This window comes from Vreelandella glaciei, from assembly GCF_013415125.1.
GTDB classification, from domain to species: domain Bacteria; phylum Pseudomonadota; class Gammaproteobacteria; order Pseudomonadales; family Halomonadaceae; genus Vreelandella; species Vreelandella glaciei.
In genome coordinates, this window is record NZ_JACCDE010000004.1 from 141,010 (window position 1) to 157,551 (window position 16,542).

The 16,542-nt window shown below is 57.9% G+C and carries 15 protein-coding genes; 5 read left to right on the forward strand and 10 right to left on the reverse strand.

Going from position 1 to position 16,542, the window contains the following annotated elements:
- The first annotated feature begins 31 nt into the window (after window positions 1-31).
- Window positions 32-1,153: an ABC transporter ATP-binding protein gene (locus HZS80_RS04330; RefSeq protein WP_179915260.1), complete on the forward strand. Its 1,122-nt coding sequence runs from the start codon at window positions 32-34 to the stop codon at window positions 1,151-1,153.
- Between the two features lie 97 nt (window positions 1,154-1,250).
- Here the strand turns inward: HZS80_RS04330 and HZS80_RS04335 are convergent, their stop codons facing one another.
- The 5 genes from HZS80_RS04335 to HZS80_RS04355 all read right to left on the reverse strand — a co-directional run bounded on the left by HZS80_RS04335 (window position 1,251) and on the right by HZS80_RS04355 (window position 6,669).
- Window positions 1,251-2,891 (reverse strand): BCCT family transporter, encoded by a 1,641-nt coding sequence (locus HZS80_RS04335; protein WP_179915261.1) that lies wholly within the window; start codon window positions 2,889-2,891, stop codon window positions 1,251-1,253.
- Window positions 2,892-2,996: 105 nt separating this feature from the next.
- Window positions 2,997-4,037 carry a YcjF family protein gene (locus tag HZS80_RS04340; RefSeq protein ID WP_179915262.1) on the reverse strand — a complete coding sequence of 347 codons (1,041 nt, stop codon included), beginning with the start codon at window positions 4,035-4,037 and terminating at the stop codon, window positions 2,997-2,999.
- Window positions 4,034-5,437: a YcjX family GTP-binding protein gene (locus HZS80_RS04345; protein ID WP_179915263.1), complete on the reverse strand. Its 1,404-nt coding sequence runs from the start codon at window positions 5,435-5,437 to the stop codon at window positions 4,034-4,036. The genes HZS80_RS04340 and HZS80_RS04345 overlap by 4 nt, the downstream gene beginning before the upstream one ends.
- A 109-nt stretch (window positions 5,438-5,546) precedes the next feature.
- Window positions 5,547-5,738, reverse strand: a complete 192-nt coding sequence (locus HZS80_RS04350; protein ID WP_035555947.1) for a hypothetical protein — start codon at window positions 5,736-5,738, stop codon at window positions 5,547-5,549.
- A gap of 61 nt (window positions 5,739-5,799) precedes the next feature.
- Window positions 5,800-6,669: a D-hexose-6-phosphate mutarotase gene (locus tag HZS80_RS04355; RefSeq protein WP_179915264.1), complete on the reverse strand. Its 870-nt coding sequence runs from the start codon at window positions 6,667-6,669 to the stop codon at window positions 5,800-5,802.
- Between the two features lie 174 nt (window positions 6,670-6,843).
- Here HZS80_RS04355 and HZS80_RS04360 point away from each other — a divergent pair, with 174 nt between their 5' ends.
- The 4 genes from HZS80_RS04360 (at window position 6,844) to HZS80_RS04375 (ending at window position 11,654) form a co-directional block, all read left to right on the forward strand.
- A complete protein-coding gene (locus HZS80_RS04360; protein WP_035555944.1) occupies window positions 6,844-7,086 on the forward strand; it encodes a GlsB/YeaQ/YmgE family stress response membrane protein in 243 nt (80 codons plus the stop codon).
- Between the two features lie 154 nt (window positions 7,087-7,240).
- Entirely contained in the window at window positions 7,241-9,706 is a 2,466-nt protein-coding gene (locus HZS80_RS04365) for a DUF1266 domain-containing protein (RefSeq protein ID WP_179915265.1), read from the forward strand.
- Window positions 9,707-9,904: 198 nt separating this feature from the next.
- On the forward strand, window positions 9,905-10,429 hold the full coding sequence (locus tag HZS80_RS04370) for a C40 family peptidase (protein ID WP_035555940.1): 525 nt from the start codon (window positions 9,905-9,907) through the stop codon (window positions 10,427-10,429).
- Between the two features lie 34 nt (window positions 10,430-10,463).
- Window positions 10,464-11,654 carry an MFS transporter gene (locus HZS80_RS04375; protein ID WP_035555938.1) on the forward strand — a complete coding sequence of 397 codons (1,191 nt, stop codon included), beginning with the start codon at window positions 10,464-10,466 and terminating at the stop codon, window positions 11,652-11,654.
- Window positions 11,655-11,664: 10 nt separating this feature from the next.
- On the opposite strand, the gene HZS80_RS04380 is transcribed toward HZS80_RS04375, so the two are convergent.
- The 5 genes from HZS80_RS04380 to HZS80_RS04400 are packed head-to-tail and all read right to left on the reverse strand — an operon-like array spanning window position 11,665 to window position 16,497.
- Complete coding sequence (locus HZS80_RS04380; protein ID WP_082072608.1) at window positions 11,665-12,279, reverse strand: ABC transporter ATP-binding protein; 615 nt, start codon at window positions 12,277-12,279, stop codon at window positions 11,665-11,667.
- Window positions 12,272-13,105, reverse strand: coding sequence for an ATP-binding cassette domain-containing protein (locus tag HZS80_RS04385; protein WP_179915266.1), 834 nt, complete (start codon window positions 13,103-13,105; stop codon window positions 12,272-12,274). Before HZS80_RS04385 ends, HZS80_RS04380 begins: the two co-directional genes overlap by 8 nt.
- A gap of 34 nt (window positions 13,106-13,139) precedes the next feature.
- Window positions 13,140-13,940: an ABC transporter permease gene (locus HZS80_RS04390; RefSeq protein ID WP_179915267.1), complete on the reverse strand. Its 801-nt coding sequence runs from the start codon at window positions 13,938-13,940 to the stop codon at window positions 13,140-13,142.
- Window positions 13,937-14,917 (reverse strand): ABC transporter permease, encoded by a 981-nt coding sequence (locus tag HZS80_RS04395; protein ID WP_179915268.1) that lies wholly within the window; start codon window positions 14,915-14,917, stop codon window positions 13,937-13,939. Before HZS80_RS04395 ends, HZS80_RS04390 begins: the two co-directional genes overlap by 4 nt.
- Window positions 14,908-16,497 carry an ABC transporter substrate-binding protein gene (locus HZS80_RS04400; protein ID WP_179915269.1) on the reverse strand — a complete coding sequence of 530 codons (1,590 nt, stop codon included), beginning with the start codon at window positions 16,495-16,497 and terminating at the stop codon, window positions 14,908-14,910. The genes HZS80_RS04395 and HZS80_RS04400 overlap by 10 nt, the downstream gene beginning before the upstream one ends.
- Between the last annotated feature and the right edge of the window lie 45 nt (window positions 16,498-16,542).

Consider the following 16,542-nt stretch of genomic DNA (forward strand, 5'->3'; position numbering starts at 1 on the left):
TAAAAGCCTAACAAAAATAGGGTTCCTTATTATGGCAGCGTTAGAAATCCACAACGTACGCAAAGAGTTCGGCAGCGAGCGGGTGCTCAAAGATGTCAGCATTTCGATCGATTCCGGCGAGTTCTTGATTCTGGTTGGTCCCTCAGGCTGCGGTAAGTCCACGCTGATGAATGCCATTGCCGGGCTTGAGCCGGTGACCTCTGGCAATATCTATATCGATGGCGAAGACGTGACCTGGCGCACCCCCGCAGATCGGGACATCGCCATGGTGTTTCAGTCCTACGCGCTTTACCCCAGCATGACCGTACGCCAGAACATCAGCTTCGGGCTTGAGATGCGCAAGGTGCCCAAAGCCGAGCGGGAAGCAGCCGTGGAGCGGGTAGCCGACTTACTGCAAATTACTCACCTGCTGGAACGCAAGCCTGCGCAGCTCTCCGGCGGCCAGCGTCAGCGGGTAGCCATGGGGCGGGCGCTTGCTCGGGAGCCCAAGGTCTACCTGTTTGACGAGCCGCTCTCTAATCTGGATGCCAAGCTGCGTGTGGATATGCGTACCGAGATCAAAAAACTCCACCAGCGCCTGGGTACCACCATCGTTTACGTTACCCACGACCAGGTCGAAGCCATGACCCTGGCCGACTGCATTGCGGTGATGCGCGACGGCCATATTCTGCAGCTCGGCTCGCCGGATGAGGTCTACAACAACCCGGTGGATATGTTTGTGGCGGGTTTTATGGGCTCGCCGTCGATGAATTTTATTCGTGCCTCTCTGGAAAATAACAACGGCGGTTATCAACTGCGCATTGCCACGCCCGGTGAGGATGAGCTGGTGCTGCCCTGGCCAGAAGAGCGCATCGCCGCAGATATGGCCGAACGGCTTAACCAACCGGTTATTCTCGGACTACGCCCAGAGCACTTCAGCGAAGAGGATGAGCGCTTAACGTCCCAAGCGGAAGGAACGCTGCTGAGCGCCAGTGTGGCGGTAGTCGAACCTACCGGGGCGGATATCCTGCTGCGTTTACCCCTGGGCGAACAGGAAGTAACAGCCCGTGTTGGGCCGAAATGCGCGGTGGCTGCTGGGGAGCGACTGGCGCTAAGGGTAGATATGGGGCGGGCGATCTTATTCGATGCTGAGACCGAGCAGCGTATTGCGTAAACCACGTGGTTCGAACCTGTTGTGAAATAGTAAGGCCCTCTGCTGGTTTCAGCAGAGGGCCTTTTTTACAGTTGCCTAAAGGTTTTAGCGGCAGGTATCACTTTCGGATAAGCCGCAACTCGCCATTGAGCGCCTTGATGATCGAGTAGCACATTAGCAACATCACAATCGAGAACGGAATAGCGGTGGCGGTGACCCCTGCCTGAAGCGCGGTCAGACCCCCACCGATAAGCAGCACAATCGCGATCAGGCCCTCGATGACCGCCCAGAACATACGCTGTGGCCGCGGCGCGTCGATTTTACCACCGGCGGTGATGGTATCGATGACCAGGGAGCCGGAATCCGAGGAGGTGACAAAGAAGATCAGCGCCAGCACGATACCCAGGGTCGACATCAGGCCTGTCAACGGTAGCTCATTCAGCATGCCGAACAGCGAAAGCTCGGGTCTGTAGTTGTCGATGACATACTCTTTCACCAGGCTGCCCGCCGGGTCAGCATAGAGCTGTTCAAGGGCGGTCGAACCGAAGACGCCCATCCAGATAAAGATAAACAGACTGGGAACCAGCAAAACGCAGAGGATAAACTCACGCACCGTGCGCCCCCGAGAAACACGAGCAATAAACATCCCCACAAAAGGTGCCCAGCTAATCCACCACGCCCAGTAGAAAATCGTCCAGGACTGACGGTAGGCATCGTCCTCGCGACCGAAGGGCGCGGATAGAGGAATAAAGTCCGTGACATAGGTGGTAAGCCCCGACCAGAAGCCGCTTAGCGCCAAAAGCGTGGGACCAGCGAAGAGCACGAAAAAGAAGAACAGAACGGCCAGGATCATGTTGATCTCGGAGAGCTTCTTCAAACCGCCCTCAAGACCGCGCCAAACCGACACCAGCGCCACCGCCGTTACCAGAATGATGACGATGACCTGGGTTAAGGTGCTGACTTCCAGGCCGAAGACAAAGTTCATCCCCGCATTGGCCTGCTGGGCGCCGAGCCCGAGGGACGTTGCCAGCCCGAAGAGGGTGGAAAACACCGCCAGGATATCGATCACATGGCCCCACCAGCCCCAGACACGCTCGCCGAGGATGGGAAAGAACGCCGAGCGAATCGAGAACGGTAGGCCCTTGTTATAGGTAAACAGGCCCAGCGCTAGCGCCATGACGATATACACCGCCCAGCCATGGATACCCCAGTGGAGATAGGTGCCGGCAAGCCCTAAGGCACTGGCATCAGCAATCGCCGCTGGGTTTAGCTCACCGTCAGCACCAAACGGGGACTCGACGCCCAAGGGCAGCGAGACATTGGCATGGTAAACCGGCTCGAGTACGCCGAAGAACAGCAGGCCGATGCCGATGCCCGCGGTGAACAGCATAGCGAACCAGGAGAGATAGCTGTGATCCGGTCGGGCATCGGCCCCGCCCAGTCTGACTGAGCCATAAGGCAGCACCACCAGTGCTAAGCAGAACAGAATAAAGAAATCGACCAGGATCATGAAATACCAGTCCAGCGTTCCCGTAGAGAAGGCGACAATGGACTGGAAAACGCTTTCCGCTCGCTCTGGAAACAGCAGGGTGAGGACAATGAAAATGGCCGAGGCAAGCGCGGATACCACGAAGACGCGATTGTGGATGTCAAAGCCGATGGGGCCAAGTTGCCCCTTGATATTATCCTGCCCGACGACATAGTCGGTTTGCATGTCGCTCGTTTCTGAAGGCGACTCAGGATTGTTGGGATTGTTCATGAACTACGTCTCCTCACTGGAGGATGCTATGTTAAACATCCATCATGAGGATAAACAGCGTTGAATCCCATTTTATGACCGAATAAAGGCTTGTCGTCGGTTACTTCATTGGCGGCTCTGCGGAACCGTTTCTTTATCCAGCCGCTTGATCTGCCGCCACAGGTCTTGGCGAAGGTCGGCGATCTTGGGTTGCTCATCGGGGGTAAAAGGTACTGGGCGGCAGAGCCGCTGGGCGCGTAACCCAAGGCGCGCGCTAAGCAGCCCGGTGGCCAAGCCCTGCCCGGCGCGGGCGGAGAGGCGGCTGGCTAAATCCAGCGAGAGCATATCCATACTGGCGTCGGTGGCCAGTTCGCTGGCACCGGCAAACGCCATGTTGTGCAGCACGTTACGAAACAACCGCAGGCGGCTGGCGTAACCCAGTTCAAGTCCATAAAGGCGGCAGAGTCTATCCACCATCGCCAGGCTGCGCCAGGCTACCAGCGCCATATCCACCAGCGTTAGCGGGCTGATGGCGACCATGATGGCGGTTTCCCCGGACATACGGGTAACCAAGCGCTGGGCTTCACGGTCGCGCGGCGCCAGTAGGTGGTAGCGCAGCAGCGTTTGGATCTCTTCTCCGCTATGGTGCGGCTGACTGGCGCGTTGAAAGGCCAGCCAGTGCGGGTCATCATCGGCAAGTTTGAGCTGGCGCCTCAACTGCTCGGCCATGGCCCGGGCCTGCTTGGGTGAGCGCAGCGGCAGCTCGGCTAAATCAACGCGCAGTTTGTCGTGGCGCTTTAGGCGCCGTAAACGCCCCAACTCTTTCAGCAGTGAAACGCCCCCTAGACCAATCAGGCTAATCCCGAACAACTGCCAGGCAATGGCGAGCCACTGTGACTGAGCCATCGCATCAGGAATGCCGGTGACCAGCTCGGCTGTGCCTAGCCCGGCACCACCCACCAAGGCAAATAGCAGCCCCCAGCGGCGTTTACGCGGGGCACCTAAACTGGCAGCAGGTAGCGCTTTATCTTCGGGAAGGGGCGCTAGCGGATGGTGCTCGCTAGTGCCAGCAAAGGCTTCGCGCTGGCGCAAGAGCGTCTCCGCATCAGCGGCCTCTTCGGGCTGGTCATCCAACGTAAAGTGGCGCCGTGGCTGTGGGGTTGTCATGTCAGTTTATCTCCAATCAGCCAGTCGATGGCGGCGTCCATGCGAATATGATCCAGCGCTTCTGAAGTGGTTTGCATCGGGCGAAAGCCGGGGAAGTCAAAGCCCTGCTGCTGCCAAAAATCGGCAGCGGGCAGCCGGGCGGGCACATCGCCGGGGTAAACCAGCACCTCTTCGCCTTCCAATGTGGTGCCTCGCAGAGCAGGTGAGCGCTTACCCTCATGGGTCACCTCGCGGGCTTCCGTGGCGCGAATCGCTGCCAGCGAGAGCGCTTTGACCGGTACGTTGGCAAAGCGTAGATCTTTGAGTGGCTCTGCCAGCAGGGCCTCTAACAGCTGCACCAAGTGGCCGTGTTGATCGGGAGTGACGTGATCGGCTTTGGTGGCGGCAATCGCCAGGCGGTCTATTTTAGGCGCGAACAGGCGCGTCAGTAGACTGCGTTGGCCATAATCAAAGCTGTGCATTAACTGGCGTAGCGCACTGGAAAGGTCTTCAAAGCGCTCCGGCCCGGCATTGAGTGCGCCAAGCACGTCCACCAGTACAATCTGACGGTCAAAGCGGCGGAAGTGGTCGCGATAAAAGGGCTTGACCACCTGCTGCTGGTAGTAGCGAAAGCGAGCTGCCAGGGTAGCGTAAAGGCTGTTGGCGGGCAGTGCCTCAAGCGTTTCTCTTGAGGTGTTATGTTGAGAGGCGTCGAGCTGGGGCAGCGGAAAAAACTGCAGCACGGGTGCGCCCTCCAGTTCGCCGGGAAGCAAAAAACGCCCGGGCTGTAGGTCGGAAAAACCGGCCTTTTTGGCGCGGCGAAGGCCTTGGGCATACTCTTCTGCCAGGGCAGCCAGTTGAGCCTCATCGGCTTCGCCTGCCGGGTCGAGCTTCTCCACCGCCGCTAGCCACTCGCTAAACAGGCCACGGCGCTGTTCGCCTGCGTACAGCGCCTGTGCTTGGCTCCAGCTATAAAAGTCGTGCTGCAGTAGTGGCAAATCGAGCAGCCACTCGCCGGGGTAGTCGAACAGGTCGAGAGTGAGGTGGGCAATTTCTGGGGTTAACCAGCCGCTGCGGGCAGGGCGGTAGCGTAGCTGTAAGCGTAACTCGCTGATCCCGCGGGTGGGCTCCGGCCAACGCGGGGGCGTATCGCGCAGTGCAGCCATGCCGGGGTCGTAGGGAAAACGCGGCACGCCCAGGTCGGGCTGGTTAAGCCGCTGGGCGCCGAGCAGGCGGCCTTCCCTGGCAGCGGGCAGCAAATCGAGCCGCGCCTCAACGCCAGCGTGACGCAGTTGATTGACCAGCGAGGTCAAAAAAGCGGTTTTGCCTGCTTGCGAGAGGCCCGTTACCGCTAAGCGCAACTGGCGATCCCGCCCCCGCTCTAACAAATTGCTCAGTTCGCGACTTAACGGCTGACGCATCCTTTCGATCCTTTTATGGCTCTTGCCAACTTAACGCGGTCCCGTCTCTATTCAAAACTGGGTCTCTTCATAATCAGCCCAGTTCAAAACAAGCCGGGCTGTATGACCATTACTGGCGAAACATTAATAGTAGCTGTGAAAGCATCGGTAGGGTGGCAATCAAAAAGCCGATCCCCGCCAACGTGTAGCCCGGCCAGCGGCGAGTCATTTTTTGCGCCAAGGTAAGACCCACTAAACACACCACCATGCCGATTAAATTAAAGGCTAGCGTAGCGGCCTCTAGCCATTGCTGCGGATCCATTGGATCTCCCTAGCTCAAATGAAAGTGAGCGCATGATAGCAAAATATTGATGAACCGAAGGTTAACCGCGGCTGAGGGTGGTGCCTAACAGGTGCTGTGCTCCGGGCACCAGCCAGACCGGGTCTAGGCGCGTATTGGCCGCTTCAACGCAGATAAACTGGCGTGCTACCTCGGCGGGAGTGTCGCTGGGCAGGTCGTGGTTGGGATGCCACACCACGGTGGAGTCGCTGGACTGTTTGCCGATGCGCAGGCTGCGCTCGCCATCGTTGAGCAGCACGGCTTCATTGGTGTGATAAATGCGGTCAACGGCGCCCTGAACGGCCAGCGTGCCCTGCTGCTCACTCTCAACAAAGTCGCGTAGTTTGTCGAGATAGCGGGCGCCGGAAAGGCCTTCCAAGCGGCACTGATGGGTGTCAGCAACGGCTAAATAGGTGTGCAGCGCACCGCTGGTTTTGATCGGCGTTTCGCCGATGTTTTCGCTAATCAGCTCAACGTTTAAGCGCTGTGCGTTGGCTTGTACCACCAGGCGCGCTGTGAGCACTGTATGCAGGGGCTGCGCCGGGGAAAGATGGAGTTCAATTCCCTCGGCGTGCTCATCCACGGCGTCCAAATGCCATTCAGCGTGGCGGGCAAGGCCATGGAAGGGACCGTCATGGTTGGGGCTCTCATCGGCATAGCGCTCGTCGGCGAACCACGGCCAGCAGAGCGGAATACCGCCCCGGATAGCACCTGGCAACGCCTGTGGCGTAGGCGTCAGCCATAACCAGTCGGTGTCGCCTACAGGGCAGAAGTGCAGCACTTGAGCGCCCTGGAGGCTAATCACCAACTCGCCCCACGGCATATTGAAAAGCACCACGTCTCGGCCTTCCCACTGGGCCGTTTGTTGCCCTTGAGTGCTTTTAACCAGTTGATTGAGCGAGTCGGGGATCATGAATTTTCCTTTAAGAGTTGCCAAGCAGCTATACCGGTAGGCGCCGAACACTAACGCTGTGTGCTATGGTAGAACAAGCGTGACTAGTAGGTAAAACACCTACTAACATACGTAGTGGAGATACATAGCTGAAATACGTACTTGAAACCCGTCATTAAATAGTAAGGAGACTATATGGGCTTTATTGCATGGTTAATTATTGGTGGTTTAGCTGGTTGGATTGCTGGCAACATCATGCGCGGCGGCGGTTTTGGCATCCTGGGTAATATCGGTGTCGGTATCGTTGGTGCGGTCGTGGGTGGTTTTTTGTTCAGCCTTCTTGGCCTCTCTTCTGGTGGCTTTATCGGTTCGCTAGTCACCGCGACCGTGGGTGCTGTGGTACTGCTTTGGGTAATCAGTAAGGTTAAAAAAGCGTAGCGATTGAGTTGCTACCTGTAAAACACCGCCCGGCCTTGTGCCGGGCGATGTCGTTTTATACTGACGCTATCGGTGTTTCGCGCCACTTCCGTTACACTGGGCGGCCTTATTCCGGCGCTTTGTCGGTGCCACTGTGTTTTTTTCGAGGTGCTTCTTGATCGACGCGTTAAATGCCTGGTGGGCCCAACAGCTCGTGCTGTGTGATTGGGCGTTTACTCCTCATCCGCTGGCGGTCGATGCAGGCGCTGCTGAGCAGCGTTTGCTGCAACTGGGAATTACCGATCGGGGAGAGCTGGCCGAACAGCTGTTTCACGGCCTGGGTGCACCTGCAGGTCGTGCCGATCGTCTATTAGGCGCGCTCGAGTGGGCTGCGCTTGCCGGAGCAGCGGGCTGGTTAGAAGCAGATCAGTCACGCGTCTGGGCGCACCATTTAACACGCCGTATTACCAGTGATTACAGCGATTTGCGCGCATGGCTCGCTGACCTGCGCCGTGCCCTGGGGGCAAGAGGCTGGGAAGTGGGTGCGGACGATCGCTTTATTGATGCCTGCCAGGCGCTTGCCAATCTCGAAACCGATGGCGAAGGCGTCACTTGGGAAGCCCTCGAAAACGCCTTGGCTAAACTTCCTGCCCCTGCGTCACTCTGGCCTCAACAGCCTCAGGCACAGAGCTGGCGGCTATGCGCGCTGTTTCGGCCAATCACTGTTTATCCTGCTAGCCATACCGACTGGCCCGACGCCACCGCGTGGCTGGCCCACGTATGGGATGTTCATGACCGCGACGCCCTGCTGGGGGGAATGCTCTGGCTAGGCGCACAGGGCGAGCGACAGCGCTGGGATATCGAAGCCCGTGAACTGCTGAGCATGGATAACGCTCAGCGCATGGAGTGGCAGCGCAGCGTAGTCGAAGAGTCGCCATATGCACCCGTACTGAATAAATTTGTAAACCAGGGAGAACCGCTGGAGTGGGCAGCCTGGGATTGGCTTCGACTTGTCGAGCTTGCCTGGGCGGGCGCTTGCTGCGGTTGGCTCAGTCAGGATGAGGCCGATGACCTGGCGGGACACGCCGCCGATTTGATTAGCCGCCGCTACCATGACTGGTACGCCGTCCTTAACGCCTATGGGCGTGGACAGAGCCTGTTTGATGGCATTGACCGGCGCGGTAAAACTCCCAGTGAGCGGCACCAGTTACTGCTGCACAGCGCTCACAGCCCCTGGAAGCGTTCGCCGGGTGAGCTATTGGATGAGCCCACGCGGAAGGCGTCTCAAACGCGTATTCGTGATTGGCGCAATACCCCTCACCACTGGCTGCTGGCATTAGCCAGCGTCCGTGAGCCGGATGTGATGCTGCGCCAAATAGACCCGTCAGCTGCGCTGCCAGAAGAGCAGCGAGCCGATGCGGCGCTCTATTTGCAGGAGTCGCTGGGTCTGCACGCCGATGAAGGTGCCCATGCGTTGGCGCGCTACTGGCTACCCGCTCAGGCGCATCATCTTAATCAACTGGCGGCTGACGCGGTGCATGGCGTTTTGCCACCCTCGCAAAGTTGGTTTGGCCAACCGACTCCGGAAGAGCTTAAACAGCGTAATGCCGTCAAGGGGGTGAGCCGTCACGCGGCCACTATCCATATGGCCGAAAAATTCGCTTTCTATCTGCATATGTCCCTCGATAGCGGCTTACTGGATCGTGGGCCATTAATGGAGTACGCCAGCGCGCTTCGCAGTTGCCTGTGTCGGTTTTACCCCAATGCCAAGCGCTTATTAGACGCATGGTTTGCCTGGGAGAGTTGCCTGCCCGAGCCCGAGCATGCATCGCTAATTAACGAAATTATTTGGCATATCGAAGACCCCGGTAGCCTGTTCCACTGGCTTGATTGGCGCCACGACGCCTGGTGTGAGCCGGGCAGCCGTCCCACCTTAAGCCACTTCACGGCCATGTCGCTGGTCGGGCCTTTAAACAGTGCCGTATGGAGCGAACCACAGCCCGAAAGCGCCCGTGAGTGCGCTGAAATCCGCGAGTGGGTAGAGAGCCATTATCACTTGAGCAGCGCTGGGGATATGCAGGAATTTTTGACCTATATGCTCGAGGCGGGGGATCGCCAGGAGTATCAGATCAACTATGCGCCTTACACCCTCAATACCGAACGTTTAAGCGCTGAAATCGCCATTCTTGAATCTGGCGACTGTGCTGAAGATGAGCACCACCATCTGCTTCGTTTACGTCGGGTACGCGACAACGAAGATGGCTGTAATGAAGTCGATATGGCGGCCTGGGATATTGCCCAGCTGGTCGATCTGGCGATTGCAGCACGGCAGCTTGGTTGGCTTGATAGTACTGCGTTTGCCAGCGTATTGGATCGCGCTTATCAGCTGGCGGCGGATCACTACGCCGGGTGGCAGGAGTATGCCATGGGCATGTACGCTGGCTTCTCGTTTTTTATGGGCGAAACCCCAGAAAGAGAGAGTTTTTTAGCCGGTTTTCGTCAAGCCCTGGTGGCCTGGGTATGTGGTGCGCCGGTCTTGGCCGGGCCGTGGGTCAGTCTCGATTTTCCGGGGAATAAACCGCGCCATTTTGCGCCACTGCATATTGATACGCTGCCGGGCGATCAGCGCACCTTACATTAGGCTCGCCAAACATAGGATAACTAGCTTATAGTCATGCGTGGGAAAATGAGTTTTGTCATACCGACCCCTTATCAATGTCACGAGGTTTATCGCATGGTTGCGTTGCCACGCCCCGCTGTGACCGCTGTTAGTGTTGTAAGTGTTTGTTTTATAGTTACATTGGTGGCTGGCTGCGCAGGTTCCTCTCGACAGAGCAATATGCAGGCCCCTGAAAACTACTTCTCTATGTCGTTGCCGGGTATGGGGGCGAATCCGCAAATGTCGCCGGTTGATCCCATCGATGCGCAATTGCGCAGTATGCAAGTCCCGCCGCCAACAGTGGTGCGCGAGGCGCTGCTGGCCCAGCATCAGCGCTGGGCAGGAACGCCTTACCGGATTGGCGGCACGACAGAAAGAGGAATTGACTGCTCGGCCCTGGTTCGCAATGTTTACCGTGACACCTTTAATTTAGAGTTACCGCGCTCCACTGGAGGGCAAATACACGAGGGACGCCCGATCGACCGCCAAGAACTGCAGGCGGGCGATCTGGTGTTCTTCAGCCCCCCAGGTCGATATAACCATGTCGGCATTTATGTCGGTAATGGCTATTTTCTGCATGCCTCGACCTCGAAAGGGGTGATTATTTCCAGCTTGGATAATAGTTACTGGCGGCGTTACTACTGGCAGGCGCGTCGTGCCCTGGAGCCAACGCATTTGGCCCAGCTAAGCGGAAGTGTTTTCTAGCCGTCAGGCCTCTCACTTTTTAGTTAGGAACGGCATGATTGAAGCCAAAACGCGCGCCTGGTGGCGCGCCACCTTGGCGCTTTGCCTCGGCTCATTTCTTGTTTTTATTAATCTTTATGCACCGCAGCCGTTGTTGCCAGGGTTAAAGGAGACTTACGATGTCTCGACCCTGGGTGTCAGCTTGCTCATGTCAGTATCGACCCTCTCTCTCGCCTTGGCTTTGCTGGTATTTGGCCCCCTTTCGGATGCCATCGGTCGCGAAGGTATCATGCGCATAACCCTGCTGCTGGCAGGCGGCTGCTCCCTTGCTTTGGCCTTCGCGCCCACCTTTGAAAGCTTGTTACTACTGCGCTTGGTGCAGGGCTTCGTGCTGGGCGGGTTGCCAGCAGTGGCTATCGCCTGGATGGGCGATGAGTTTGAGAAGCCAGCGCTATTAAGTGCGGTAGGGCTCTATATTGGCGCTAATTCGCTCGGCGGAATCAGTGGGCGTATTGTCGGTGGGGGCGCTGCCGAAATAGGTGGCCCCACCGCGGCATTTTTAGCGGTCGGTATCATGACGCTAATCGGCTGCGTCGTATTTTGGCGGTTGTTGCCCAATAGTCGCGCCTTTACTCCCCAGCGCTTTGAGCTGCGCAAAGCGGCCAGTGATTTAGTCAGTCATCTGCGTAACCCGGTGCTGCTGGCCGCTTACTGCTTGGGCGGCATCAACTTTCTGATCTTTATTAACCAGTACAGCTATATCACCTTCCGCTTAGCGGCGGTGCCATATCAACTGGCGGCCAGCGGTTTGGGGCTGATTTTCTTAACTTATCTAGGCGGCACTTTTGGCTCGATGATTTCCGGTCGGTTGGCAGGACGTTTTTCGCCGGCGGCATGCATGATGGTGGGGGTGCTGATTTTAATGCTGGGCACGGCGATCACCTTATCTGAGTCGCTAGTGCTGATTATTGTCGGGTTAAGCATCAATGCCTTCGGCTTTTTCCTGGCGCACTCGTTGGCTTCCAGTTGGGTGGGGCGTTATGCCCAGGGCGCCCGGGGCAGTGCCTCGGCGCTCTATCTGGTGTTCTACTATGTGGGTGCCAGTCTGGGTGGCTTCTGGTTAGAGCCGTTCTGGCGCTGGGCAGGCTGGGCGGGGGTGAGCATTGGTTCGTGGTTACTGCTAAGTATTACGCTAATGATTGCCTTCGGCCTCTGGCGCTTTGAACGTCGCCAAGCGGTTGGTTAACTACCATCAACTACCATGGGTTCAATTGGCCACCGCTTAAGTGCAAGCGCTGTGGGCAAAGCCGTTCCAGTAGTGAGCTGTCGTGACTGATCACCAGCACGCCAAGCTGGCGTTGTTCCGCCTCCCGTTTTAGCGCCTGCCACAGCTCAAGTTGAGTGATGGGGTCGAGCATCGTTGATATTTCATCGGCGATTAGAAAGCGTACCTCTGGTGCAAGGGCACGCAATACGCAAACGCGCTGTAGCTCTCCCCCTGATAACGATTGTGGAAAACGAGATAGCCAGCTTGGCTGCACGCCAAACGTTTGGCACTGCGCGTTAGAAGGCGTCCACGCTTCGCGTAAAATCTTGCCGACTCGCCAGCGGGGGTTAACCGCCAGCTCCGGCGACTGCGGCAGCCATTGAACGGGCTGTACACCGCTTTTCGGCAGGGCCTTACCATCTAAGCTTACCTCTCCTTCAAACGGAGCTAAGTAGCCTGCCAGTAGTTTTCCCAACGTCGATTTGCCTGCCCCTGAGTCACCGCTCAACCCTGCCCACTGGCCCGCGTTCAGCGTGAGTGAAACGGAATCAAACAAAGGCGCATCGGGTGAGAAATGAAAGCTAAGTTGGCGCGCTTCAAGCAACGGTGGCCTCCTGTTCCGTCTGTGGAGCATGGCTTACCGCGTGGCTCGAAAAGCCATTGTCGGGCAGTGCTAACCACAATGCCTGGGAGTAAGTGTTGGTAAGCGAAGCGCCGCTGTCTTGAAAGGCGCGGGCCGGGGCCGTTTCGACCTGCTGGCCGTTACGCATAATGGTAACGCGATCAGCAATCGGCAGGGCGTGGCGAAGGTCGTGGGTAATTAATATCACCGTTTTTCCTTGGTCGGCCAGTCCGCGCAGTGCATCTAAAACACGCTGGCGATGGAGAGGGTCTAGGCCCACTGTGGGCTCATCGGCAATCACTAGCTGTGCCTGACTAACATGAGCCATCGCCGCCAGTACGCGACGTGCCATGCCGCCGGAAAGCTCATGGGAGTAGGCCTGCTGGGCGCGAGCATCTAGCTGGTAGTGGTCTAAGGCACGTTGGGCGGCGTGTCGAGCGTGACGTGACGAGTGTCCGGCGCGCTGGGCCGCCCAGGCCACTTGGCGTTTGGTGCGCGCCAGTGGGTCTAGTGCGTTAAGCGACTGAGGAATAAGCGCCAGCTCCCGGCCGCGAAGCTTGCGTTGACGTGATGCATTCAGCGGTTCGCCCTTGTAGCCAATTTGCCCACTCAAACGAGCAGGTGTTGGTAGTAACCCCATCACTGCGTAGGCCAAGAGACTTTTTCCAGCTCCTGAAGCGCCGACCACTGCATGCACTTCACCCGCGGAAAATTTTAGTGAACATTCATTCAGGCAGGTGGCCCATTCACGCTTCCACCAGGAGACATATAACGGTAGCTGTAGCGACAGCCGATCAATCGTTAACACGGTAAACCTCCCATCAGTAATCTCCTTGAAAGCGCTAAAGGGCCCGGCGTAGATGAGTGGAAAGGCGCTCGAATCCCAGCACCATCAACAGCAGCCCCAGGCCGGGAAATACCCCCAGCCACCAGTAACCGCCGCTCAAATAGCGCATGGCATCGGCCAGCAGTACGCCAATAGCGGGCTGGCTGGGGCTCAAGCCAAATCCCAAAAAGGTCAATGCCGCTTCGTGGAGAATGGCGTGAGGGAACAGCAGCAGGGCACCGACTAAGCAGTGGGGAACAAGATGGGGTAATAGATGGCCGTGGATCACAAACCAGCGTGATTTACCTAGCGCCCGGGATATTCGCACATAGGGCGCCTGCCGCAATTGCCATAGCTCGGCGCGTAGCACTCGGGCTAGGCTTGGCCAGTGAGTCACGGCCACGGCAATAATCACCGCCTGGGTGCCACCGCCCAGGGCAAAGGCAATCAGCATTAATAAAATCAGGTGAGGCACGCTAAGCAGCGTATCAATCAGCAGACTCACCAGCGCGTCCAGCCGCGCTGACAGGGTGGCTATTGCTGCCAAGCTCAATGCAATCAGCGTGCTCAGTAGCGCCGCCAAGCAGCCCACCCAGAAGCTTAGCGCCAGCCCTGCCAGGGTGCGCGCCCAGAGTTCCCGGCCCAGGGTGTCGGTGCCTAGCCAGTGGTCAACGCTGGGTGGTGCCAGCCGGGCGTTAAATTGCATCTGCTGCGGTGAATCGCCCAGCAGCCACTGGCTGGCGATCAAGCCCGTGATCAGTAGAGCGGTGAGGCCCAGGCTAAAGAGGGCACGAAGGCGCGGTTGAGCCATACTCATAGCCCACCTGCCTGAATGCGCGGATCGATAACACCGTAGAGGCTATCGGCGATCATATTGCCGACGCTGACAAACAGGGCGGTAAATAGCGCTATGCCCAGCAGCAGGGGTACGTCGCTGCGCAGGCCCGCCGCCACCGTGGCTTGGCCTAAGCCGGGATAAGCAAATACCTGCTCGATCAAGATGGAGCCGCCGAAGAGCTCGCCCAGTGAAGCAAACGCCAGCGTCATCGCTGGTAGGCTGGCATGGCGCAGGCCGTGGCGCCAGGCCACATCAATTCGGCTGGCACCCTGGGCGAAAGCATGAGTGGCCACCTCTGAGCGCATTAGCTCAAGCATGCGAGCGCGGGTGTGAAGAGTGACATTGGCAATGCCCAGCAACGCCAGGGTGGCGATCGGCAGTATCAGATGGTGCAGGCGCGTAGCGAGAGTGACATCTTGGCTCAAGGTGCCCGTTGGACCAGCGCAGCAAGTGGGTGTCCAGCCTAGCGTTACTGAAAAAAGCAGCACGGCAAGTATCGCCAGCCAGAAGGCGGGCGTGGAGGCGGTAATATAGGCGTAGGTACTAATGATGTTATCCAGCGTGGAACCCTCTTTAGCACCTGCCACAACGCCTAGGCTAAATCCGAGCAGCGCTGCGAGTAGCCAGGCGCTGCCCAGAAGCATGATTGAGCGCTGAAATCGCTGGCCAATAACCTCGCTAACCGGCTGGTTATACACATGGCTCCAGCCTAAATCACCGCTTACCAGCTGGCGCAGCCAGTGGCCAAACTGAACGGCGGGTGGCGCATCGAATCCCCAGCGTTCGGCAATCAGTGCACGCTGCTCAGGGCTTACCTGCGCCATTTTCGGGCCGAGGTAGGCATCCACAGGGTCGACGGGCGAGACCATCATCAGCCCAAATGACACCAGGCCTACGCACAGCAGCACCAGCGTCAGGCGGCCCAAGCGCCTTGCAATACGCAGGATCAGTCGCACGTCCAGCGCCACTCAAGCAGATTAGCGGTGATGGGCCAGCCGTGACCATGGGGCGCTACGCCAAGCTCGCCAACGTCTAAACAGGTGTTGGCGAAGTAAACGTGTTCAAGGTTAACCAGCCACGCCCAGCTGCTATCGCCGCGTACGCCATAGCCAGTGGTGCCATCCCACTGGGCAGCGCGCCAGTACTGGTTAGCAGTTTCGACACTCTCCGCGGCCTGAGCGGCATCTAAGTGTGTATCCACTTCAGTGTTAGCGTAGAGGCCGCTGTTATAAAAACCGTTGCCCCCATGCTGGCTGTGAAAAAGGTAATAAACCTCTTGGGGGCTGTGACTGCCAAAGCCGAACATGATGGCGTCCTGGTGAACCGATTCACGCTGGATTTCATCCCAGTGGCGGCCTGTCGGCTGCATCTCGATGCCCAATGGGCGAACCATCTCGGTACTCACTTCCGCAAGCAGTTGTCGGGTGGTATCGCTTGAGGGGTAGGTAAGCCGAAAGCGAGCGGGCAGGCCATCTTTATAGCGCAGGCCATCGTCCCTCAGTTTCCAGCCAGCGGAGTCAAGTAGCTCATTCGCCTGGGCAAGGTCAGGTGCGTCTATCCGCTCTTCATCACTACTCCAGGGAAGGCCGTCTGCCGGGCCAAAGGCGGGGCGACCAAAGCCGTGCAGTGCTACTTCCACCAGCGTATCGCGATCAACGGCCAAATTGATCGCTTGACGAATGGCGGGGTCAGCCGTGACATCGTTGCCAATCGGTGCGCCGGAAGTGGCATGCTCGCCGGTGGCTGGCTGCATGGGGAAAAGAATGCCGCGATTATCGACGCTCTCCATGGTGACCCGTTGCATATGCTCAGGCACATTGGCCGCCAACGCCGGTGGAATTGATGCGATATCGACCTGGCCTGCATGGGCCGCACTGAGCGTGGCGTCTTCGCCGGTAAACAGAAATATCAGGCGATCAAAGGCGGGGGCAGGGCCGTAAAAATAGGGATTTCGTTCAACTATCAGCTGTTCGCCTTCCTGCCACTCCACCAGTTGATAGGGTCCAGAGCCCAAGGGATGTCGGCCGTATTGTTCGTTATAGCCGCTATCCCGCTCGGCGTGGGGCACAATGCCCAGCGTCATCAGTTGGTCTATAAAGGTAATTCGCGGGGCGTGAAGGCGAAGGGTGACGGTCTGATCATCAATGGCGCTCGCCTCGGCAAGCGCGCTTAAGTCTGCCCGCCCACCTGCCTCTGCCGCGGTATTAAAGGTGTAGGCCACATCTTCGGCGGTCAACGAGATGCCGTCGGCAAAGCGGGCGTCTTCACGTAGCGTTAGCGTCCAGGTGAGGCGATCTTCAGAGAGCGACCACTCGGTGGCTAATTCTGGCTGCGGCGCAAGATCTTTCCCCCGCGAGAGCAGCGTCGACTGAAACAGCGGAGTGCCATACTGCCCCCAACCCAAAAGTGGATCGAAGCCCTGTTCGGGTTCGCCACCAATGGCCAGAATTAACCGCTCTTTTGCCTCGGCGGTGCTGATGGCAGCTAAACAACTTAGCGTAATACCCAGTAAGATAGGCCGAGTTGGTGGAGCCATCGCTTTATCCTTTACGCTATTTAGTATGATGTTTTTACAATAACA